The sequence below is a fragment of the Neoalteromonas flava genome, assembly GCF_002807685.1.
In the GTDB taxonomy this organism is placed as follows: domain Bacteria; phylum Pseudomonadota; class Gammaproteobacteria; order Enterobacterales; family Alteromonadaceae; genus Alteromonas_E; species Alteromonas_E flava.
In genome coordinates this window covers 236,455-257,607 of record NZ_PEAX01000004.1, presented here as the reverse complement: position 1 = coordinate 257,607, position 21,153 = coordinate 236,455, and the positions used below count along the sequence as shown (strand labels likewise).

20 protein-coding genes are annotated in these 21,153 nt (G+C 47.5%); all 20 read right to left on the bottom strand.

Annotated elements, in window-relative coordinates; all coding sequences use genetic code 11:
* Position 1: 1 nt before the first annotated feature.
* Positions 2-481: a rod shape-determining protein MreD gene (gene mreD / locus CSH92_RS11235; protein ID WP_100657728.1), complete on the bottom strand. Its 480-nt coding sequence runs from the start codon at positions 479-481 to the stop codon at positions 2-4.
* Complete coding sequence (mreC, locus tag CSH92_RS11230; RefSeq protein WP_100657727.1) at positions 474-1,358, bottom strand: rod shape-determining protein MreC; 885 nt, start codon at positions 1,356-1,358, stop codon at positions 474-476. Before mreC ends, mreD begins: the two co-directional genes overlap by 8 nt.
* 41 nt (positions 1,359-1,399) lie before the next feature.
* Positions 1,400-2,446 (bottom strand): rod shape-determining protein, encoded by a 1,047-nt coding sequence (locus tag CSH92_RS11225; protein ID WP_100643543.1) that lies wholly within the window; start codon positions 2,444-2,446, stop codon positions 1,400-1,402.
* 130 nt (positions 2,447-2,576) lie between these two features.
* On the bottom strand, positions 2,577-7,622 hold the full coding sequence (locus CSH92_RS11220; protein WP_100657726.1) for a laminin G domain-containing protein: 5,046 nt from the start codon (positions 7,620-7,622) through the stop codon (positions 2,577-2,579).
* A complete protein-coding gene (locus CSH92_RS11215) occupies positions 7,619-8,065 on the bottom strand; it encodes a type II secretory pathway protein (RefSeq protein WP_100657725.1) in 447 nt (148 codons plus the stop codon). The genes CSH92_RS11220 and CSH92_RS11215 overlap by 4 nt, the downstream gene beginning before the upstream one ends.
* Positions 8,046-8,897, bottom strand: coding sequence for a type II secretion system protein (locus tag CSH92_RS11210; RefSeq protein ID WP_100657724.1), 852 nt, complete (start codon positions 8,895-8,897; stop codon positions 8,046-8,048). The genes CSH92_RS11215 and CSH92_RS11210 overlap by 20 nt, the downstream gene beginning before the upstream one ends.
* Positions 8,897-9,484, bottom strand: coding sequence for a type IV pilus modification PilV family protein (locus tag CSH92_RS11205; RefSeq protein WP_100657723.1), 588 nt, complete (start codon positions 9,482-9,484; stop codon positions 8,897-8,899). The genes CSH92_RS11210 and CSH92_RS11205 overlap by 1 nt, the downstream gene beginning before the upstream one ends.
* Positions 9,474-10,001 carry a pilus assembly FimT family protein gene (locus CSH92_RS11200; protein WP_240612796.1) on the bottom strand — a complete coding sequence of 176 codons (528 nt, stop codon included), beginning with the start codon at positions 9,999-10,001 and terminating at the stop codon, positions 9,474-9,476. Before CSH92_RS11200 ends, CSH92_RS11205 begins: the two co-directional genes overlap by 11 nt.
* Before the next feature lie 70 nt (positions 10,002-10,071).
* A complete protein-coding gene (locus CSH92_RS11195) occupies positions 10,072-10,578 on the bottom strand; it encodes a prepilin-type N-terminal cleavage/methylation domain-containing protein (RefSeq protein WP_100657721.1) in 507 nt (168 codons plus the stop codon).
* 68 nt (positions 10,579-10,646) lie between these two features.
* Complete coding sequence (locus CSH92_RS11190) at positions 10,647-11,261, bottom strand: pilin (RefSeq protein WP_240612795.1); 615 nt, start codon at positions 11,259-11,261, stop codon at positions 10,647-10,649.
* A 19-nt stretch (positions 11,262-11,280) separates the two neighbouring features.
* Positions 11,281-11,790 carry a hypothetical protein gene (locus CSH92_RS11185; RefSeq protein WP_100657719.1) on the bottom strand — a complete coding sequence of 170 codons (510 nt, stop codon included), beginning with the start codon at positions 11,788-11,790 and terminating at the stop codon, positions 11,281-11,283.
* Positions 11,790-13,016 (bottom strand): type II secretion system F family protein, encoded by a 1,227-nt coding sequence (locus tag CSH92_RS11180; RefSeq protein ID WP_100657718.1) that lies wholly within the window; start codon positions 13,014-13,016, stop codon positions 11,790-11,792. Before CSH92_RS11180 ends, CSH92_RS11185 begins: the two co-directional genes overlap by 1 nt.
* The gene (locus CSH92_RS11175) at positions 13,009-14,853 is read right to left on the bottom strand and encodes a GspE/PulE family protein (RefSeq protein ID WP_100657717.1); all 1,845 of its coding nucleotides are present in this window, start codon (positions 14,851-14,853) and stop codon (positions 13,009-13,011) included. Before CSH92_RS11175 ends, CSH92_RS11180 begins: the two co-directional genes overlap by 8 nt.
* A complete protein-coding gene (locus tag CSH92_RS11170) occupies positions 14,850-16,031 on the bottom strand; it encodes a hypothetical protein (protein ID WP_100657716.1) in 1,182 nt (393 codons plus the stop codon). The genes CSH92_RS11175 and CSH92_RS11170 overlap by 4 nt, the downstream gene beginning before the upstream one ends.
* Positions 16,028-16,936, bottom strand: a complete 909-nt coding sequence (locus CSH92_RS11165; RefSeq protein ID WP_100657715.1) for an ExeA family protein — start codon at positions 16,934-16,936, stop codon at positions 16,028-16,030. Before CSH92_RS11165 ends, CSH92_RS11170 begins: the two co-directional genes overlap by 4 nt.
* A gap of 2 nt (positions 16,937-16,938) precedes the next feature.
* On the bottom strand, positions 16,939-18,621 hold the full coding sequence (gene mshL / locus CSH92_RS11160; protein ID WP_240612794.1) for a pilus (MSHA type) biogenesis protein MshL: 1,683 nt from the start codon (positions 18,619-18,621) through the stop codon (positions 16,939-16,941).
* Positions 18,622-18,625: 4 nt separating this feature from the next.
* Positions 18,626-18,979: a hypothetical protein gene (locus tag CSH92_RS11155; RefSeq protein ID WP_100657714.1), complete on the bottom strand. Its 354-nt coding sequence runs from the start codon at positions 18,977-18,979 to the stop codon at positions 18,626-18,628.
* Between the two features lies 1 nt (position 18,980).
* On the bottom strand, positions 18,981-19,625 hold the full coding sequence (gspM, locus tag CSH92_RS11150) for a type II secretion system protein GspM (RefSeq protein ID WP_100657713.1): 645 nt from the start codon (positions 19,623-19,625) through the stop codon (positions 18,981-18,983).
* A complete protein-coding gene (locus tag CSH92_RS11145; protein WP_100657712.1) occupies positions 19,625-20,242 on the bottom strand; it encodes a PilN domain-containing protein in 618 nt (205 codons plus the stop codon). Before CSH92_RS11145 ends, gspM begins: the two co-directional genes overlap by 1 nt.
* Positions 20,239-21,111, bottom strand: coding sequence for an MSHA biogenesis protein MshI (locus tag CSH92_RS11140; protein WP_124916948.1), 873 nt, complete (start codon positions 21,109-21,111; stop codon positions 20,239-20,241). Before CSH92_RS11140 ends, CSH92_RS11145 begins: the two co-directional genes overlap by 4 nt.
* Between the last annotated feature and the right edge of the window lie 42 nt (positions 21,112-21,153).

Below are 21,153 nucleotides of genomic sequence, written 5' to 3'. Positions count from 1 at the left end.
CTTAAGATACCTTAAAGTTACGGCGTGTGCGGCGCAACAACCAAAATACCCAAGGCCAAATTAACATCGACGATAATACTGGCCATAAGTAATCAAATTGGAAATAGATGCTAGTGAGTAGGTGTTGCAACCAAAATAAGACCAGATGATAAAGAGCGCCTAGTAAGCCAACCACAATGGCTTGTTGCCAGACCGAATAGTTGCGTAGCCGCTGATAATTCGCTGCGAGCACGTAGATGGCCAGACTTAAAGCAAAACTATGAGTGCCAAGTGCAGTACCCAACAAAATGTCCATCGCGAGTCCACAAATAAACGCGACGCCAACATTAACCCGACTCGGTAATGCCATGGTCCAATACGCCAATACTAACAATACCCAATCAGGTCGATACAAGTCGGCCTGGATCGGCATTGGCATGATTTGTAACACCAAGGCAATCAATAAACTCGTTACGATAACGCTGTAACGACGACTAGTCATAGGCCCGACTCACTTGGATTGCATTGGTGTCTGAATTAGTCTCACTGTCAGGTACTTCGGCTTCTGGCCACAACAGCATCAAGTGTTTTAAGCGGTCTAACTGTGCCAAAGGTTGCGCACTGATACTAGCAAATGGGCGCGTTTCATCACGCAGTACATTGGTCACGCGCGCGACGGGGTAACCCTCAGGAAAGACATCGCCGAGGCCCGATGACATCAAAACATCACCGACTTTTACATCCACACTGTGGGCTACGTGCTCTAAATACACTTCGTCTAGAGCGCCACTGCCAACTACAATAAATTGAATGCTGTTGCGCTGTGAGCGCACGGGAATGGCGTGAGTAACATCGGTGATCAATAGTACTCGGCTGGTAGTTGATCCAACCTCTATAACTTGGCCAACAATACCCCTATCATCCAGCACAGATTGTGAAATATAAACACCATCTGTCGCACCTTTATTGATAACCACTTGATGGCTGAAAGGGTTATTATCAACTGCCATTAATTCCGCAACGGTTTTACGCATATCTTGGCGCAGCGGAGCATCAAGCAAAGCGCGCAGTTTATCATTCTCACTTTTAATTAATTGAAAGCGTTGCAGCTGCTCACTCATTAACAACAATTGATTGGTCAAGAATTCGTTCTCTGCTATGAGTTGCTGTTGCGATGTGACTCGCTCTGCGCTCCAATTGAGCATGGCGCCGGGTAAGTTAGCAATGTACTGAAGTGGACTAAGTAGAGAATTAAGATACCCGCGAGCGGAATTGAAACTATCGAATTTGTGGTCAGCCACAATTAACGCGAGTGACATCACCAAAGCAATCGCCAGACGATTGTTTAAAGATGGGCCTCGCGTAAAAATCGTTTCCATTACACACTCGCAAGCGGCAGGTTAATCTGCCGCAGCAACGATCACTGTTCGTAACTGAACAGGTCGCCACCGTGTAGATCAATCATATCAAACGCTTTACCGCCACCGCGTGCAACACAAGTTAACGGATCGTCCGCGATGACCACAGGAATACCAGTTTCTTCCATTAACAAACGATCAAGATCTTTCAGTAACGCTCCACCACCGGTTAACACCATACCGCGCTCAGAAATGTCAGATGCCAACTCCGGCGGCGATTGTTCTAATGCAACCATAACAGCTGAAACGATTCCGGTTAATGGCTCTTGCAACGCTTCTAGAATTTCATTGCTGTTTAAGGTGAAACCGCGCGGTACACCCTCGGCTAGATTGCGACCGCGGACTTCAATTTCGCGCACCTCTTCACCCGGATAGGCAGCGCCTATTTCGTGCTTGATGCGTTCTGCAGTTGCCTCACCAATGAGTGAACCAAAATTACGACGGATGTAATTAATAATCGCTTCATCGAATTTATCACCACCGATTCGCACTGATGACGAATACACCACACCGTTTAATGAAATAATGGCGACTTCTGTCGTCCCCCCACCAATGTCAACCACCATAGAGCCGGTCGCCTCACTCACTGGCAAACCTGAACCGATAGCGGCGGCCATGGGTTCATCAATCAAGAAGACTTCACGCGCCCCTGCACCTAGCGCTGATTCACGAATTGCGCGACGTTCAACTTGGGTTGAGCCACAGGGAACACAAACTAATACGCGTGGACTTGGACGCAGAAAATTATTGTCATGCACTTGCTTGATAAAGTGCTGCAACATTTTTTCGGTAACATAAAAATCGGCGATTACGCCGTCTTTCATGGGACGTATGGCTCGAATGTTACCCGGCGTGCGGCCTAACATTTGTTTCGCTTCGGCACCTACTGCTGCAACGCTTTTAGGCCCACCTGCACGTTCCTGTCGAATTGCTACTACTGATGGCTCATTAAGAACGATGCCCTGATCTTTGACATAAATCAGAGTATTGGCTGTACCAAGATCGATCGACAAATCGTTGGAAAACATGCCGCGGAGCTTTTTAAACATGAATTGCGTTATCCTGTTGAAAATGGTGACGCTGCGATCGCCACTCAAATACTGCTAAAAATAATCCTGACACTTTACCAATCAAGGCCTTTAACAGCAAGCAGTAGGCGCTATTCACGGTAATAAAAACTTAGTCAAACTGTTCTCGCCAGTGGATCGTGCGATCATTATCGCGAGGGATCCCAAAGGTTACGAATGCCGCGGGTTTATCATCGCTATCAATATCACCATCCTGATCCCAATCGACATTTAAGAAATCTGTCCAATGTGCACCAGAAATTGGCTCAAGCGACATCAAAACGCTTCCCCGTAACGGATTATTATTACTATCTACCACGGGCTGAAAGACAAAGTCATCGCTCCCTGACTCGCCTTGCAACAAGGACCCAGTCGCAACAATTGAATTTAGCAAGGATGCAATATTATGCTCCATGTCACCTTCAGAGGCATTGGTAATCGTAATATCACCAGACGCTTGAGAGAGATTAATCGGCGTACAGCTATCCTCAATATTAAGGCGCCACGCACCTGAGATATAGTATTCTGTCGCCGCGGGAACAATCAATTGCTCACTTTCTGGTCCATGGGTATTGGTTACACTAAAGCGTCCATAGCGTTGTTGTGTCCCTTGTATACTGCTTATTGAATAGCTCTCGCAACCATTCGGATAATTAGATTGATAACACACGCCATCTGCATCAGTGAGAAATTCTGTGGTAAACAATAGATCGATTGTTGTCTCAAATGGCTCAGTCACTTGTGCCGTCTTAACATAGCTGAAACGACTGGCGAGAACGTCTACTGCACCCGCACCGTCAAAAACATTCACTCCAGCTATATTAATATTGCCAGCGTCCTCCACGGTGAGACCGCTGGCATAGCCTGTATTATCGCTAAAGGATATAGCGCTAACCGTTGGAGCAAGCCGCCAGAGGGTATCCGCATAATTTGAAGTGGTATCCCCCAGCGCATTCTTTGCCGTCACTTCTACGCGCGGCTCATTCCCCAATGCAAAGTCAAAAGGTTGTCCAACATAGGTAAAATTGGCTGAGCAACTGTCTGCAAACTGACCCACATTAGCGGTTGTAACGTCAAAATAAGCCGGAATAAAGCGGCCTAAAAGCACAGCATCGGCACTCACAGTCTCGCCTAAGTAGGCGAAATCCCTTACGTCTAAAGCTATCGTGCCCACTTCCTCAAAGTATGCTCCTGCATATTGATATTGACCGTTCGTAAACGCGATTGATGCGGTATCTACAAAGTTTCCGGCCCCGGTTGAGCTATTAATTTCTGCACCATCAGCATAACGTAGAGCGCCATCTACCGCTGAACCTAATGGTGATAAACGCTCTAAATCAAACTGCAACTGGCCCGGTTGATAACTAGGCAACACGCCATTGTTAGCCCCAAGCGCACTTAGCGACAAAGTAAAGCTCTCGCCGGCAACATGGGGATCACCTGCTGAGTGACTGGTAACAATTCGTGCCGGCACGCTATCAAGCTGTGTACTACCAGACCTAATATTGACACCATCAATAGTGGCAGCGGCAGTCAAAGCCACACGACCGGCGTCTGCGTACTGATAGCCGGTGAGTGTTGCTTCACCATTGCTGTCAAAAGTGAGCGGTACAGTACCACTGTTAACCCCTGCGCCAGTACCCACTACCCCAACACCAGCGAAGGGCACTCGACACTGATTGCTGGAATAGGGAGCGTCTACAGCAGACAAACAGTCAAATGACAACTGCACATTGTGCGTACCACTTAACAGTGGTGAGCAGACCCCATCTTGATTTTCGATAGCGCGGATGCCAACAACGCCCAGATCAGACTCAGCGATCACGGCTGGTAACACAGTGCTTGCTGGCTGATTAACATTAAAAAATTCAAATCCGGCATCAACAAAGTCAATCGTACAGTCAGGATCGCATTCAACCGCAGCACTGGGGTCAGCACTTTGGATACCAACCGTAACGTTACCTGCCGTGGGACTTAGAAGACGTTGGGTAGTACTACCAGTAAAGGTTACGTTACTACCGCTTTGCCACCCATTCGGAGACAAAGAAATATTGCTAGGTTCAGTGGCTAACTGTGAGCAATCTGCGTTTGCACAGGCTTGGATGGTGACATCGGCCCCATCACAGGTCAGAGCCTGCTGAGGATGAATAATACGGTAATGGTCGATGCTAGTACATTCGGTACGGTCTTGAATATCGGCTAAGATTTGAGCGCGAGTTTGGATGAAATTGTAGATCCTGACATCATCAAATTGACCATGTGCGGAGTTGTCAGTTCCTTGGATGATGACATACGCAGTGCCATTGTCGCCGACATGTAGATTCCCCACATCGCCCAATTGGCTGGTTACAACCTGCGCGGTAATAAACACCGGTTGCTCATAACCATTGAGGTGAAGAGACGCTGTACGGTTAACCAAATCCCAAGAAACCGCAAAATGTACCCATTGATTCGGTGCCACATCATAACGATAGGTATCAACGATTAAGTCCAGATCCGTATTGTCTTCCATGGCCAGGCGCATGGACCCGTCATTTTTCAATACGAAGAAAAAGAACTTATCAGTCAGTAGGTCGCGATTTGGCGGATTTGCAATACGTGATGCATCAAATAATTGTCGTGCGTTGCCATTGATCCAGGGTAGCTCACTGCGATACCAAAATGAAATGGTGCCACGGCCGCCCACTTGATTCATATCAATACCGGTATGTAATGAATCGACTGCCTCAACGCTAAAATTCTGCGGGACTTCTAATGCTCTGCAAGAAATAGGAACGTCTGGGATCAAAGGCTCAACACCACCCATAGGGTCGCCATCGAAACCATTTGCACTTGAATCAATGATCTGACCGGGGCCAGTATATTCTTGTTCTTCAAAACGATAAAATGCGACCGGCAAGTCGCCGGTACAGTTGGTGCACGCATAGCCACTGGAGCGATATAAACTATCCACATCGCTTGCGGACAGTGCGTTGCGATAAATTCGCACATCATCGAAACCGCCTTTATAAAAATCGCGTAGCTCATTGGGCAAGGCTTGGTTATCGCCTGAAATCGTGGCGGTCGCGCCGATGATCAATGGCTCCGAATTCCCGGTAATTCCCCCTGTGAACTGACTATTTGTCGCCACCAGATCGCCGTCAACATAGAGGCGCATTCCACCTGGTCCGAAACTATAGACAACATGGTGCCAGGTATTTTCAGTAATTGCGCCCTGCGGGGTTGAGACAAAATAACTTTGGTTGGTGTTTTGATGACGCACATTAATTTGCCCATTGCTGGTCAGCCAACCGGTGACGTGTCCGCCATTGTCATAACCGGTAGAGTCACGCGAAAACAATCCCATCCCACCAGTATGATTATTCTCTGAATAACTCAGGTCAGGGGTATTGATCCACATCGATATACTGCCACTGGATAGCGCCATAGCTACTGTGTTAGGGATGTGAATATGTCCACCTGAGCCATTTAACCGCCCCGCTTGACAAAATTTACCATCGTTTATGTGGCTTGCGTTGCCAACGGTGTAACCCGGCGATGTCGCCAGTAAATCAACAATTTCACCCGCACTGCCATCCACCGCACAGAGGTCCATGGGCCAATGCGCCATTAATTCAGGGTTACTGCTACAGGTCACACAAGTGTCTGCGGTTTGATTAGTTAACGCGGTTACCTGCTGAGCCGACAGTTGCTGATCAAATATTTTGAGGTCATCCAAGCTACCACGGTAGAAATCTCGCAATTGGTTTATTGGTGAAGATTGATCGCTGGTTTGCCACGCGTTTGCACCTAGTACTATCGGTTCGCGGTTAAAACCTAAGCCCGTAGTAAAGTTGGACTGCGCCGCGCGCTGAACACCATCGATATACAATCTGAAACCATTTGCCCCCCAAGTAACCACAAGATGATGCCAGCTATTCTCAGTGATAAAATTGCCGGTCTGCAGCGTTACACTGTTTTGGGTGTTTTGTAAGCGTGCACGCAAGGCGCCAGAACTAGTGAGCCATAGGGTCAAATGGCCGCCATTATCGAGTCCGTTGGAGTCTTTGGAGAAAATCCCCATGCCACCAGCACTTGCCTGGTTGCGGAATGACAAATCTGGCGTATTGACCCACAGCGATATACTGCCATTGGCAAGATGGTAAGTGTCACGATGCGGGATGTAAAAAACATTACCCAAGCCATTCACTTCACCTGATTGGCAGTATTTACCGTCATAATCAACGCTAGACCCATTGTATGCTTGACCATGGTTGCCACCCACCACATCTAACAATTCATTGCCATTCCCTGATAAGGAACAAACATCGAACGGCCAATGGCCAATGGGCGAGGGAAGGTTGACCGAAACCGAGCACGTATTCGCAAAGTCTGCAGTCTCAATATCATCGGGCGCATAGGTAATTCTGGATTCAGACTCCATGCGTAAATACGCGGTATTAACGGCACCCAGCACCCGGCTTTGATACTTCATATGCATATTATTTAAAGCATATACAAACCCATTCAACTGGACGCCTTGTTCCAGCGTGACGGTGTTATAGCTAATTAACGTTAGTTGATCAGCTGTGCCTTGGGTATTAATCGCAGAGTTATATTTGGCATGCGCAGTTTGTACAAACAGTGTTACCGGCTCGGAGCCGCTGACAATAATTCGGGCATCTTGCTCAAGCGTTAATGTGGTGATCCAATAGGTACCACCGGAAAGAACGACTTGGCTGCCATATTTAACATGCAAGTGCTCAACGATATAGGTGCCACCCAAGCTAGTAAGATTCAGTTGACCACCTTGTTCCACGTTAATATCGTCGTATTCACCTTGAGCTAAATTGACGGTACTGTAGGAATTGACCTGTACATCCAGATTGGTGTTGCTAGGTCGAAATGTTGGCAATGATAAGTTGGCACTATTGGTTGGGCCGGCAACACATGATTGGGTATCACATGAGACATTTCCATTCGATAAATCCGTAACGTTATTGAATGTTAAGACGCCGTCGCTACCGACAAGCTTTGCCTGATACAAAAACTCAATGCTGCCATTTGCAGCATATGACGCAGCTGGATCGGGAAACACATCACGGCATTCAGCAGCAATCACATAGCTATGAAAAAACCCTAGAGTTAATGCGCAACACAATTGAAACAACCTAATCATGGTAACTCCTGCATGGCATCTAACGCGACTTGCCGATTGACTATCGTATTGCCAATGCTGCACTCACCGCTAGCGGTAAAACGATAATAGTTGTGATTTTGCCCAGCAAAAGTCACCGTTTCTGTCGCGCAAGATGCAGTATAGCTACATCCCTTAAAGCCATCTATGGCACCGAAAGATGGCGGACTGGTAACCGTCGCATTACATGTGTTCGCGGCGGCATTCAGGGGAAACGATTGTTGTAATAGTGATTGTACGCCTGACTGGGCCGCGGTAAGCGCCCTTACGCCGTAAATTTCGACAATGGTGGTTTGCGACGCCGCCGCTAATATGCGCGTCATGCTGATACCTAATAGTGCGAGCACGATGATCACAAACAATGACACGATCAACATACTGCCGCGCTGTCGCGCGATTGTGTGATCAAGGGACGTTAAGGACATGGATTTCATGATTATAGTTTAGCACCTCATCATTACGCTCAAAACGCAAACGCAACTGCACATAAGCGTTATCCAGTAATGTGCTCTCAAATAAACGGAAGGGGTCATCACTATTACTGTTTTGCTGCGCTGGATTTGCCGAGAGTACATTAACAATGTTTTCTGCCATCAAGACACCACCTGAACTAAATACGGTCTGGTTAGCAGTAATTGCTGACTGATGGAAATACATATTGCCGCTGCGTACACAGTAGTTGTGCGCGCGACTAGCAAAATAGACACGATCCGCGGGAGAGTTGGTTTGAAAAGCATTATCTACCGTGATCACAGCAAGGTTATTTGGATCATCTAACGTAGCACACGAAGTGTTAGCCCCACCGTCCTCGCAAGCGGTCACCGAGCGCCTGCGACGCTGACTTGTGGTGTAAACATGATTCGGGCGAGTAGGGTAAATGATGACACTGCTATTCACTGCGGGTACAAATGCGTTGCCAGAAAAATCCCCCATTTCAACGACCGTTAATTCATCATCAGAGCCCGGAAATAAAGGCGCATCTAAATAAAAAGTACTGTAATCAATGGGTACAAACTGCAAGCAGTGCACAGAGTTATTACCCCGCACTCTGAGGCTATTAGGCACTGACGCACGCAATTCACGGGTCATACGCTCAAGCAAAAAACGACTGTCTCCCAATAGTTGTTCACGTTCGGTTACGTCATTGAATATACCAACACTGCTGCGCACAAAGCCGGCAATACCAATGGAAACGATGGTTAGCACAACCAGCGTCATGATCAGCTCAATAAGTGTGAATCCCTGCTGCCGCGTCATCAGTAGTTCACCTTATACAGTGAAAATTGAATGCTATCCCCACCGGGCGTGGTCACGCGAATTTGAATTAACTTGCGATTCCCCACATAGGTTCCAGAATCAAGGCTACCGTCCTGGTTAACATCATCATCGTTGATACCATCTAAGTTATCATCGTAAAACACCGCGACTTGGAGCCGAAAGCCTTCATAAAGATTGCCACCAGGCCCTTGCAGGGTCTCATTCAATGAGTTAGTGATGGCACCGCCTGTTGCATCCAGCCCATTAAAATCGTCAACATCATCAAAATCCTCTCTTGACTCGCCAGCATCAGGCCCTAGGGCACTGCTCGAAGTACAGGCCGTCGACTCATTACAGCGCGTTGAGCCGCCCACAAAATCGGAGTTCTCATCAAACGCTTTCGCGCTGATTTCGTTGAGTAAGCTTTGCCCTAATTCAGTCGCTCGCACTTGCCAAATCGGATCAATACTTTGCCGCGACTGCGACGCAACTAATGCCGTGACTAACGTCAATGCAATAGCAAACACCACAATTCCGGCGATCAGTTCCACTAGAGTGAATCCGAATGTCTTGGGACTAACATGCATGAATATAGCCCTCAGATTCTACGCACACACTTGCCGTATTACTGCCCACAAATTGAATCTGGCAACCCGCCGAACAGTTACTCAGGTCAGTTAATGGGCGGCCCAGACCGTCAAATCCAATAAATCCAGGTGCTGCAACGGCACTGTCAAAGGCGTTGATAAGTACATTTTCAGCGGCAATTTCATCGCTCGCTGTAGCCAGCGCAAGCGCACTGTGTTCAATGCTCGTCGCACATGAGGCCCCTTGATTACCTGGGGCATAGTCGGTGGTAGGTGGGCCAAACGCTGGATTAACTGCACCGGTTATAAGGTTTATTTGGTAGCAATAACCACTGCGGTTATCCTGCATGGCTCGCTGCTGCATATTCCGCAAAGCGCTGATAAAACGATTCTGAAAGGTGTACTCAGCGAAGCCGTCAGAGCCGGTGAAGCGTGCAACTGCGACGACACTTAAAATGCCGATCAATAGCACGACTGTGATCAGCTCAACAAAGCTGAATCCCTTCTGTCGGATCAAAAACGGCCGGGGGTCCGGCCGTCTGATTAACGCTGTGCGCGGCATAGCCTATTTCGCAAATTACGCTTAATTAGCAGCCACCATCCTGCACGGTAACCGAAGGAGCCGCATTTGCATTAGCAGCTTCAGTGTAGACCACTTGACACTGATCCGCTGCATTGAGTGATGCAGCCGTACCTTCTGGGGTGATCACAAAGGTACCAACATTTACGTTTGCATCACCACTGTTAGTTAACGTCCACTCGTTATCGTCCAAAGTCGCCCAAGCACCCACATTGGCAATCGTTAACGCTGCATCAGCGGCGGGATAACCAAAATCAGTCTCAATCGTCGCTCCGTTAATACTAACTTGGCTGGTGGCATCACCCGCGGACGCATTTGACTGCAAACCGGCAATTGCGGCTTTAGCATAAACCAGCTGTGAACCACCTTGTAAGGCAGCTTTAACGCCTTGCAACGTAGATGCACGCGCATCACCTTGCAAATCGATAAAACGCGGTGCAGCGGTAACGGCTAAGATACCCAAAATAACAATGACAATGATCAACTCTATTAATGTAAAACCACGTTGTTGCATGTTTCTTTCCTCAAAGGTAAAAGCTTGTTTTAAAATTATTATTATCCGTAAAGTGGGGTACCAACGTCCTAGTTAGTACCTTGATTCGTATTGTTATTGCTAAACACGATAACCTGCCCGATGCGCGGGTCGTAGATAAAACCATTACCAACGGTATTGTCAGTTGGCTCTTGTGTACGGTTCTTAATCGTCTGCGTAAGATAGTAGTAACACACATCATTGTTACCTGAACCCGTACCCTCGCTTAAATTTGTAAAGTAGCGAAAATCATCAAACGGCCGCTGCGCCCAATTTGACGATATAGTCGGCGCACTTTGCATGATCAGATTAAAAACACTCTCGCAATCGAGAGTCGATAATGCATCATCCTCTGAACTACTATCGTTGTTCAATTGCCCGGTAGGATAGCCAGTATCTTTATCAATACCTACGCGGATCCCATCAATAGTGACGAACGTTTGGTTCACCCCATCATTATCTTGTGGGCGCGCCTCAAGTTCCCATTGCGCGCGCACCAGACCAACAGCGGTCGCAAAACCACCGGCAACGCCTTCTACCGTTGCATCTTCCGCTTCTTTAGTCACGTCTAGAAAACGCGGTATTGCCACTGCAGCTAAGAGTCCAAGCATTACCACAACAATCACTAGTTCTATTAAGGTAAAGCCCTTCTGCGGATGTTGCATATTCCGTTCTATAACCCTGTTAATCATCTGTTATCACTCTACCGTTATTCACATAATAGTCAAAATAAGGCCCTGTGGATAGCCTGAAGCGACACCACTGCAAAGGCTCACCTGTATCAGAGACGCCATCATCAAAGTATTCAGGTATCACACGAAAGCTATCCACTCGCGTTGGCATATCCAATACACCTTCCCAAACCCGTTCGCAGCTTTCACCTGTACCGTCAACATAAGGCCACCCCTTAGTCGACATGCGCAATGGGCGGCGCCCGGTTTCCTTGCCGCTGCGATCATAATGGACCAGCATGATCATGCGCGGTCTCCCTTCCGCCTGCCACTGCCAGTGCGAGTTTATGACACTGCTACTAAATTGGCGCGAAAGCGTATCCATCATTTCGGCATGCATGTCTGGCTCGCTTTCATTCAAATAAACAATCGTGCCAGCCATCATGGCTAAGAAACCCATTGCTATGACAATGTTACGGTATAAACCTTGGGTATCTTCATTAGCCGCGTCACGATTTTTCATCAGCCGCCTCCTTTGATAGCACCCATCATGTCCCACATTGGGGTAAAAATACCCAATGCCAGCACTAGCACCATACCTGCCACGATAACGATCAAAATAGGTTCAATTTTCGACGTTAGGCTTTTTAAGTCGTAATCCACTTCTCGCTCATAATAACTCGCCGTCTCACCCAATAGCTCATCCACTCGGCCCGTCTCTTCGCCCACACTGATCATTTGCATCACCAGAGGCGTGAATAAACCGCTAGCATTGGCTACCCGGGTAAGGTTCTCACCGCGCTCAATGGCTCTTCGCATTTCGATTATCTTGTTGGCCATGTATGCATTACTCACTGCATCGGCGACTAGATTGAGCGCGCTGGTTAACGGTACACCGGCTTTTAGCATCATTGCAAAGCTCCTCGCGAAGCGGCCTAATAATGAACGCTCAATAATACTGCCCACAATCGGTAGCTTTAATTTAAGACTGTCCCATTTCAAACGACCCACTGCTGTTTTGACATACTGGTGTACACTGAATACCAACGCGCAAATACTCAGCAACATGTAATGCCATTGGGTGAGGAAAAAGTCAGACATGCCCATCAAAAAGCGCGTCATTAATGGCAATTCGGCATTAAACTTACTGAACATTCCAGCGAATATCGGGATCACCCAAATATTCATGATCACTAAAGCGATAACTAAGGCAATTACTACAAACATGGGGTAGCGTGTAGCCGATTTAATCTGCTTTCGAGTCTCTTGTTCGCGCTCAAGATATTCAGCCAATTGCATAAACGCTAAATCCAATTGACCAGTGTTTTCACCCACGTGAACAACGCTGACAAATAACTGTGGAAAAACGCTGCTATGCTGGTTGAGCGCAGAGGATAAATTACGCCCGCGCTCCAGTTGTTCGATGACGTCGGTTAGCGCAATGCGCATGCGTAATGACGTAGTGGTATCCGCCAAACCTGCCACTGAACGCAGAATGGGTATCCCCGCGCGGGTTAATGAATACATTTGGCGGGCAAAAATAACCAAATCATCCAACCGTACCGGCGGGGTCAAAATCGACACTTTTTCAGGTTGCTGGCTCGATGCGTTGGCTCCTGCGCTGATCTCGATAGGAATAATGGCACGCGAACTCAGCATTTTAGCTGCCGTCGCTTCATCGACAGCATCAATCACTCCGCGGGTTAGCTCTCCATCACTTTGTCGACCGGTATAACTGAACTTAGCCATCTGGCAGATCCTCCAGACTCAAGCCGCCTGAACCGGCTGACTTATTTTCAGTTTTCTGAGCTAATGTAGAAGGTTTAACCTCATCGGGTGTTTCCAGCTGTTGTAAATGCTCGGTATCATCACCGCTATAATCAACCTCTCGTTCGGCGACCATTTCAACTAACTTCAAGACTTCTTCGACAGTGGTTACACCCATTTTCGCGTACGTCAATGCTGTATGCGATAACGGTCGATACCCCTTGCTTTCTAGTGCAGCTTGGCTAAAGGCTTCAGTGTCGTTCACTTTAAGTGCAGTCATCATCTGTTCGTTCATTTCCAACAGTTCGAACACGCCCACCCGGCCGCGATAGCCGGTTTGATTACACTTTTGACAACCCATACCACGCTTGAAAGTTACGCTGCTCGCGGTTTCATCGATGTGGCTTAGCCAAAAGACTTCGTCGTCATTCGGAGTGTAATCCACCGCGCAATTATCACATATCCGACGCACCAAGCGCTGCGCAATAATCGCCCGCAAAGAAGTAGCAACCAAATAGCCAGGCGCCCCCATATCAATCAAACGAATCGCGCTACTGATCGCGTCATTGGTGTGCAGGGTAGATAATACAAGGTGACCTGTTAGTGCACCACGCAAACCAATCTCGACGGTTTCATGGTCACGCATCTCGCCCACCATGATAATGTCAGGGTCTTGCCGCAAGGTCGTTCTAAGAATGCTGCTGAAAGTCAGGTCAATCTTATTGTTAACTTGTACCTGATTGATCCGCGGCAGGCGATATTCCACCGGGTCTTCTACGGTAATAATCTTCTTGGCTGCCTGGTTGAGTTCACTCAAGGCACCATATAACGTGGTGGTTTTACCTGATCCGGTTGGTCCGGTAACCAACACCATTCCATGTGGCCGTTTGAGCAAGGTTCTGAAACGCGCAAGTAAATTATTCGGCATCCCGGTTTGGTCTAGGGTTAGCACACCCGCAGACTGATCGAGTAGACGCATTACCACCGATTCTCCAGCTTGGATCGGCATGGTAGATAAACGCACATCGACGCGGTGCCCTTTGACTCGCACTTGCGTGCGGCCGTCTTGAGGTAGTCGTTTTTCAGAAATATCCAAACCGGCCATCAGCTTCAAACGTAGAACCAATGCGGCTGCAATGTTACGCTCTTTAATAACGGTTTCTTGCAATACGCCATCAATCCGTTGACGGATACGTAATTGCTGTTCATCAGGTTCGATATGGATATCGGATGCTTTAGCTTGCACCGCATCTTCAAAAATTGACTGAAGTAATTTGGCAACTGCTGTATCGCTACCGTCATCCAAATCAGCCGCCAAATCAAACTCATCTTCAGTTTGATATTCTTCGGCTAACTCTTGCGCAAAGGAGGCAATTTCTTCGGTTTTGCGATAAAAGTTATCGTATGCGCCGAACAATTGCCCTTCACTAACCACTGCGACCTTTATCGGCTTTGGCAACAGGTCAGATAGACTATCGATAGCCGCCAAATCAGCGGGATCGCTCATCGCTACCAATAAGCTATCGCCACTATCTTCTAGCACTAAAGCCCGATACCGACGTGCTTGCATCTCAGGTAGTAAGCGCACCGCCTCTGGTGACACTTTAAATTGGTCAATGTCGATTAACGGCACTTTTAAGTGCTCAGACAGCAATTGTAATAGTTGCAGTTCGCTAACCAACTGCATTTCGATCAGTGTTGCCCCGAGCTTACGCCCAGTTTTGCGCTGTTCTGCCAGCGCCTGCATCAGCTGCTCTTCACTGATAAGCTCATTTTGAACCAGCAAGTCACCGAGACGAATACGCTTTGGTTGATTCATGATGGCTCCACCAGAATTGCCATACGTTGCTGCACAAAGCGCACCACATCCGGCCCTAGTTGCCGCAAAGCCAAAGCTTGTCGATAAGCAACAAGCGCCTGTTCTACACCACCTTGACGTTCGCTCGCGATAGCCAGCCCCAACCACCAACGCGCTTGTGTAGGTTCGCGTTGAGTGAGTAGTTGGTAATCATTGTATGCTGTTGTTACGTTTTGCAGTTGATCTGCTAAAGCAGCACGATAACCGAGAAATTCAGTGCTTAGCTCATTTAACGGCTGCTCTGGGTTGACGACGCTAAATGCCAGTTCAATTTGCTGTTGCTGTTCCAGCAAACGGGCTAACATGAGGCGCATACCTGCATCCTCGGGAAACCCTTGAATGCCCCGCTCAAGCACCACTTGGGCATTGACTAATTCGTTACGCGCATAATGAATCGCCGCCAATTTTTTGCGTGCAGCAATGTTTTCTGGCTCAACCGCAATTAACTGTTGTAGCAGCGTTATTGCTTGCTCGTCTTGCCCCGCGCGCACCGCAGCCAGCGCTCTGTCACGCAGGCTTAAGTCTGATGATTGGGAGTTAGAGGACTTTTTAAATACTGGTGCACTCTGTGCAGCATCCAGCATCTGACTAGTGCTACTGCTCTTATCAACTAGCGCTTCTGCCGCGGCGATATCATCTTCTTCTTGCGGCAACCTGAGGGTTTGCTCAGTAGTACTAGCTGCTGAAGCTCTGGTAGTTGGTACTGGTGAGACTGTAGCGTTAGCTGTTTGAAGCTCCCTTTCTGGCTGATTCTCAGTGCGCATAGCCGCGTTTTGAGCCTGAGTATTTGCCGTGGCACTTTCCTCCTGCAACGTAAGCGATTGCTCCTTAGCCGCTAGTGCAGTTGGCTGCTCCATTACTGCTTTGGATACCCCAGAAACGCTATCAGCAGCATTATTCTGTACATTCCTTGGCTCGATTGTTTCTGACGCGTCCACTACAGTTGCAGGCGTATCTGACGTTTTACCTAACCACATTGCCGCCATAAGCAGAATAACCACGCATAACAAGGCCGCTATCAGAATGAGCAACTTACCATTCGCCCCCTTTTTTTCTGGCGCCTGATATACAGCAGATTGAGACTGCTCGTCTGCATTGCGCTGCTCTAAGTCTTTCAGCATTTGATTCACAACACTCATTGCCTACTCCATGGCGCGAAATACACCAACAAAGTAAAAGCAAAACACGCCAATAACGCTAACGTCCAGATCAGCCAATAGGACTGCGACACCGGATGCGCGGCCTCGGTGTCTTTAATTGCAGCTTTTAGGTCAGCAATTTCGATTTTATGGCGACCTTGCCCATAGGCCAACATCAACGCTTTATGACACACAACATTGACAATACGCGGCGTGCCCTTACTGGTTTTAAACAACCACTCGGCACAGCGACGGTCAAAGACCTCAGCGCCGGAATGCCCAGCTACCCGCATCCGATGCTTTACATACTGATAAACCTGATCAGCATCCATTAAACGTAGGGTGTAAGCAAAGGTGATACGCTGTTTTAACTGGCGTAACTCAGGCAATGATAGCTTTTCATCTAATTCAGGTTGGCCAAACAAAATAACCTGCAGCAATTTGCGCGACTCAGTTTCAAGGTTAGTCATCAAACGCAGTGCTTCAATAGACTCCATGGGTAACGCTTGTGCTTCATCGATAATCAACACGGCACTGCGATTTTGCTGATGGATCTCTATCAGTCGCTCTTGGATCCGTTGGGTAAAGTCTTGTTGATCAGAGTTGTCCGCCAAGGTAACGCCAAGCTCAGCGGCTACCGCTCTGCGCAACTCGGCTGGCGATAACATGGGATTAGGAATATAAGCAGAGACGAAATGATCGGGCATTTCATTGAGCAATTTGCGGCAAATTAAGGTTTTCCCAGTACCCACCTCGCCGGTCACTTTGATGAAACCCTCACCCGTTTTTAGCGCAGTGGTTAACACCTGAAGCGCCTCTTGATGGCTAGGTAATCCAAAAAAGTACTGCGTATTCGGCGTTAGCGTAAACGGCAGTTCTTTTATCCCAAAGTGATACAAATACATGTTTAATCCACGTACAACCAATCAGCCATTTGTTCTTGGCTCATTTGCAGTTGTTCGGACCAAGTGCCAACGCCAACCACTGTGGGTTTAAGTAGAATGATCAGCTCACTCTTAACTTCTTTATCCTGACGGTTCTTGAACAAATTACCTAGCAACGGAATATCGCCTAACAAGGGTGTTTTCGAGTTCACTTCAGTAATACTCGATTGCATCAAACCACCAATCACGACAATTTCGCCAGAATTTGCCCGAATAATGGTATCAGACTCACGGATCGTGCTCTGTGCTAACGGCAACACGATTTGCTCTTGATTCAAGGTGACTACTTTTTCTTGCTCTTGAGTTTCAATCACTGACGGATGGATGTGCAATAAAACACTGCCTTTATCATCGATCTGCGGCGTTACATCCAACGCAATGCCTGAGAAGAAAGGAGTTAGCTCAATGTCGGGAACCACTGATGTAGTGGTTGAAGTAATCGTGTTTTGGCTCGACACATCCGTCACGAAATATTCATCATCTCCGACTTTAATGACTGCCTTTTGATTATTCGTTGCGGTTACACGTGGGCTCGAAAGTACCTGCACATTACCTTGTGTAGATAACAGGTTAAGTACACCGGAAAAATCCTGATTCAGGAACGATAAACTGGTGATGCCGCCCAAGGCTGCTGATATTTCATTGCCAATCGTGCCCGCTGATGTCGAAAACTGAAAATCGGTACTGCCGGCATGCGCCAACACCTGATTCCAGTTAATTCCCTGTTGATACTCGTCATTTAGCGACACTTCCAAGATCCGAGCTTCTAGCACAACCTGGCGTTGTAAATTGGTTTCTGACACTTGCAGGTACTCGCGCACAGCTTTAAGTTCATCAGGCATAGCGCGAACTGTCACTAATCCGGCTTGTGGGGTAACAAATACTGTGCGCCCGCCTTCATTGCCAATCATAGTCTGCAGACTGGTAGCCAGATCTTCCCAGAAATTAGTTTCAGTGCGGGTGCTGATAACCGTGCCGTTGGTATTGTTGTTTAATCCCGAGCCCAAGTTATTACTGTTCTGCGAATTACCACTAAAGTTATTAAAGTTGCTGTTGCCGTTACTGCTATTGTTGCCTTGCGCCTGTGAAACTCCACCAGAAATAATGCTGGTTTGTGTCGCCCCATCACGCTGCATTAACAAATAGTTGATACTAAACGTTTCAGTACGCATGCCTGCCGGGCGGACACGGTAAATGGATCCTTGTCGGTTAATGTCAAAACCATACAGCTCACCGACTAAATCGAATACTTGCTCCAACGAGACCTGCTTCAAATTCAGTGAAATGCTCCCGCTAACCTCTGGATGAATCGCGACACTGAACGGAGTATCTGTGACCAGCCCGGAAAAAAATGCTGCCGCCTCTACGCCCTGTGCATTGATATCGTATTTTTCACTGCTAAATAAACCGGATTGCTCTTGTCCTGGCACAGTTTGTAACGCAGCACTAACTGCTGGAGGCAGAGTGTTCAGCTGTTTGCGCCGCTCGGTTTCAGCTAAACGCTCGTTCGCTACTTGTTGCTCCAACTGCTGCTGGAGAGAAGTCTCCACATGACTAGGTGGTGCACTTTGACACCCAAATAGGAACATTGGGAGCACCATTAGCAAGGCAAAATCACCGCGCGTCTTTCGAATAATAATTTGCATGATTTTAGAAGTTCTCTGTCGCATTTTTCTTTAAATTTTCCGCTGAGACCACTCGTAAACGGCGCTCTTCCATTATGCCATTGGTTACAATTTCTAATACAACACTATCTTTATCAATCGACTTTACCGTTGCCCCAAAGCCTTCGTCACCGACCCGCATCACTTTACCATTAACAATCGCAAAAAAGGTTTCAGCTTTTTGCATTATAGCCGTTACCCGCAAACCACTCTCGTCAGTCGGCGCGCCGAGTTCTGCGGTAGGCAACATCAAATTAGCGGGTTTGGTTGGATCCGCTGTTGGTGCCGTCTGCGCAACGAGCAGCGCACTGAAAAAATAGAAGCCAAGCAATGCGCGCATGTTACTGCACTCCAATGAAGGCTGAGCTGGTACTCAAAGTGAATATTTCCAGCGTTACTTGCGCATTAGGATAATCCCCAACTTGATAGTCCAATTCATGCCAATATACTTTCCAGGGCATTGTCTCTACCGCTTCTAAGTACGCCACCACCTCTTGATATTGCCCAGCGAACACAAACTTCACGCCATGCTGATACAAGCGCAGGTCAGCATTTTCAACGCTATCCGCAAATACGTTTATCGGTTTAATGGAAGTTAGTTCCAACAGCTGCAATTGTCTGGCTTCGGTCAACATCTGTTCGATGACCATCGGCATTTGCTGTGGTTGCACCAACTCCCGCATTTGTGTAGCAAACGCGTTATCAAGTGCGCCAATCCGCTGCTCTAGACTGCTTATTCGCTGCTGTAATTCTGTGTTTGGATCTTCGGTTAACGCTTCTTGCAGCAATGAGATTTGCTGTTGTGCACTGGACAGCTCGATTTGTGAAGTGGCTATCTGCTTTTTAACCTGCTGATTTTTGATGTATTGCGGCTCGACTACGAAAGTAAAACCAACAAACAAGATCAGCACAATACCGGTCAACAAAACTAAATTCTTTTCACGACTGGATAATTCGTTATAGCGCGTTTCGAGCTGCTCAAACATTATTGCTGCCCTCCGGCACCGCCATGCAGTTGCAATGCTTCACGCTCGGCAGAAAGACTAAATAGCAAACCACGCTCTTCGCGCAAGAGTTGTGCTTGGTCAAACTCTTTACCAGAAAAATAATCACCTTGCCCGAGCTTACCTAGCCATTGCGGCAAAGCAGTTGGCGTCAGCGCCTGCCCATCAAGCACCATATTGTTGCCTGATACATTGATCCGAGTAAGCCAAAGTTCTTGATGATGATACTGAGAAAGCTCGTGTAATAGTGCAGAAAACCCGGCTGATTTCATCACTTCCCGTTCACTAAGCGCTTGTTTGAGGCGCTCTTTGGAATCTAAAGACGTTTGCAATCCTGCGAAAATCGCCAACAACTGAGGATCTTCTTTGCGTTCCTGTAACGCGTTAGTCAGCTCTTTCGCCAAGCTATTACTGCGCGTGACTTCTGCCGACAAACGCTCAAGCTTGTTAGCTTCTTTACTACCAGCGAATGATAATCCAATACGGGCGGCAATCACGAGTAAGAATAAACAAGTAAATACAGTGATCAACGTACCTAAACTCAGCAGGTCGAGAGTTGGCCGATATTCATCAAGGTACAGATTTACGCGATTCTTCATGCGGCTCGCTCACTCTGTGCGCGTGGCAAATGCAGCAATGCTAATGCGCAGCCTACACACTGGTAAGTCAGCGTTTGCTCAGTTGCATTAGCGAGGCCTGCAGGCATATCAAATGGCTGCGCATCGACGCGCAATATCTCTGCAATTTGAGCGCCAATAGCCTGACTGTTAGCGGCTTCGATATTGAATAACACCTTGCGTACCGGTGCTTGTCTCAGCTGGCTTTCAAAGTAATCCATTGAACGCTGAATTTGGACTGTAAGTGAATCCATTACGCCCATTTGCAGCTCATCAACCGAAAAGCTACCTAGGTTTTCAAACCCTTTGAGGCTACGAGAGAAGAACAATTGGCCTTGCTTAACAATCGAAAGATGAATTTCCTCGCCGGCTTTTTGCAACAAAGTCAACACAGGTTCATCACTAACAGTAACCAGGTTACAAATTGATAACTCTTCAACCGATATCGACTCTAATGTTAAACCTGCATTTACCGTTGCACCGATGATCGATTCAACATGCTGATGCTCAATCACAGCCACATTAACCTGTTGATTTCCTGCCGATTTTGCAGGTGAATCAAAGTAATCAAATACCGGCGCTTTAAAACTGTCTTTCGTCAGTTCTTTGACTGACCAGGTTAACGCCTGGCGTAATTCGTCTTCAGGCACGTTGGGCTTTTCTAATTGAAAAATTTCATAAAGGTGGGCAGACACTGAAACCGCGCACCGAGCAGCGCCAACACTGTTCTCAGTCGCCCAGCGATTAAGTGCTTCTTGCCACTTACCTATCGGCGTTTCATGGTAGAGCTTGACTTCAAAACCATCAGCAGTGGCTTTTAATGCTGAAAAACATGCGGTGTCTTCGGACAACGAAATTCCGACGGCAGCAAAAGCGGACTTTCGCTGCAGTTT

What these genes read in the sequence shown, in the direction of transcription:
- mreD (WP_100657728.1), bottom strand. Translation starts at nt 481, where the DNA reads ATGACTAGTCGTCGTTACAGCGTTATCGTAACGAGTTTATTGATTGCC.
- mreC (WP_100657727.1), bottom strand. Translation starts at nt 1,358, where the DNA reads ATGGAAACGATTTTTACGCGAGGCCCATCTTTAAACAATCGTCTGGCG.
- CSH92_RS11225 (WP_100643543.1), bottom strand. Translation starts at nt 2,446, where the DNA reads ATGTTTAAAAAGCTCCGCGGCATGTTTTCCAACGATTTGTCGATCGAT.
- CSH92_RS11220 (WP_100657726.1), bottom strand. Translation starts at nt 7,622, where the DNA reads ATGATTAGGTTGTTTCAATTGTGTTGCGCATTAACTCTAGGGTTTTTT.
- CSH92_RS11215 (WP_100657725.1), bottom strand. Translation starts at nt 8,065, where the DNA reads ATGTCCTTAACGTCCCTTGATCACACAATCGCGCGACAGCGCGGCAGT.
- CSH92_RS11210 (WP_100657724.1), bottom strand. Translation starts at nt 8,897, where the DNA reads ATGACGCGGCAGCAGGGATTCACACTTATTGAGCTGATCATGACGCTG.
- CSH92_RS11205 (WP_100657723.1), bottom strand. Translation starts at nt 9,484, where the DNA reads ATGCATGTTAGTCCCAAGACATTCGGATTCACTCTAGTGGAACTGATC.
- CSH92_RS11195 (WP_100657721.1), bottom strand. Translation starts at nt 10,578, where the DNA reads ATGCAACAACGTGGTTTTACATTAATAGAGTTGATCATTGTCATTGTT.
- CSH92_RS11190 (WP_240612795.1), bottom strand. Translation starts at nt 11,261, where the DNA reads ATGCAACATCCGCAGAAGGGCTTTACCTTAATAGAACTAGTGATTGTT.
- CSH92_RS11185 (WP_100657719.1), bottom strand. Translation starts at nt 11,790, where the DNA reads ATGAAAAATCGTGACGCGGCTAATGAAGATACCCAAGGTTTATACCGT.
- CSH92_RS11180 (WP_100657718.1), bottom strand. Translation starts at nt 13,016, where the DNA reads ATGGCTAAGTTCAGTTATACCGGTCGACAAAGTGATGGAGAGCTAACC.
- CSH92_RS11175 (WP_100657717.1), bottom strand. Translation starts at nt 14,853, where the DNA reads ATGAATCAACCAAAGCGTATTCGTCTCGGTGACTTGCTGGTTCAAAAT.
- CSH92_RS11170 (WP_100657716.1), bottom strand. Translation starts at nt 16,031, where the DNA reads ATGAGTGTTGTGAATCAAATGCTGAAAGACTTAGAGCAGCGCAATGCA.
- CSH92_RS11165 (WP_100657715.1), bottom strand. Translation starts at nt 16,936, where the DNA reads ATGTATTTGTATCACTTTGGGATAAAAGAACTGCCGTTTACGCTAACG.
- mshL (WP_240612794.1), bottom strand. Translation starts at nt 18,621, where the DNA reads ATGCAAATTATTATTCGAAAGACGCGCGGTGATTTTGCCTTGCTAATG.
- CSH92_RS11155 (WP_100657714.1), bottom strand. Translation starts at nt 18,979, where the DNA reads ATGCGCGCATTGCTTGGCTTCTATTTTTTCAGTGCGCTGCTCGTTGCG.
- gspM (WP_100657713.1), bottom strand. Translation starts at nt 19,625, where the DNA reads ATGTTTGAGCAGCTCGAAACGCGCTATAACGAATTATCCAGTCGTGAA.
- CSH92_RS11145 (WP_100657712.1), bottom strand. Translation starts at nt 20,242, where the DNA reads ATGAAGAATCGCGTAAATCTGTACCTTGATGAATATCGGCCAACTCTC.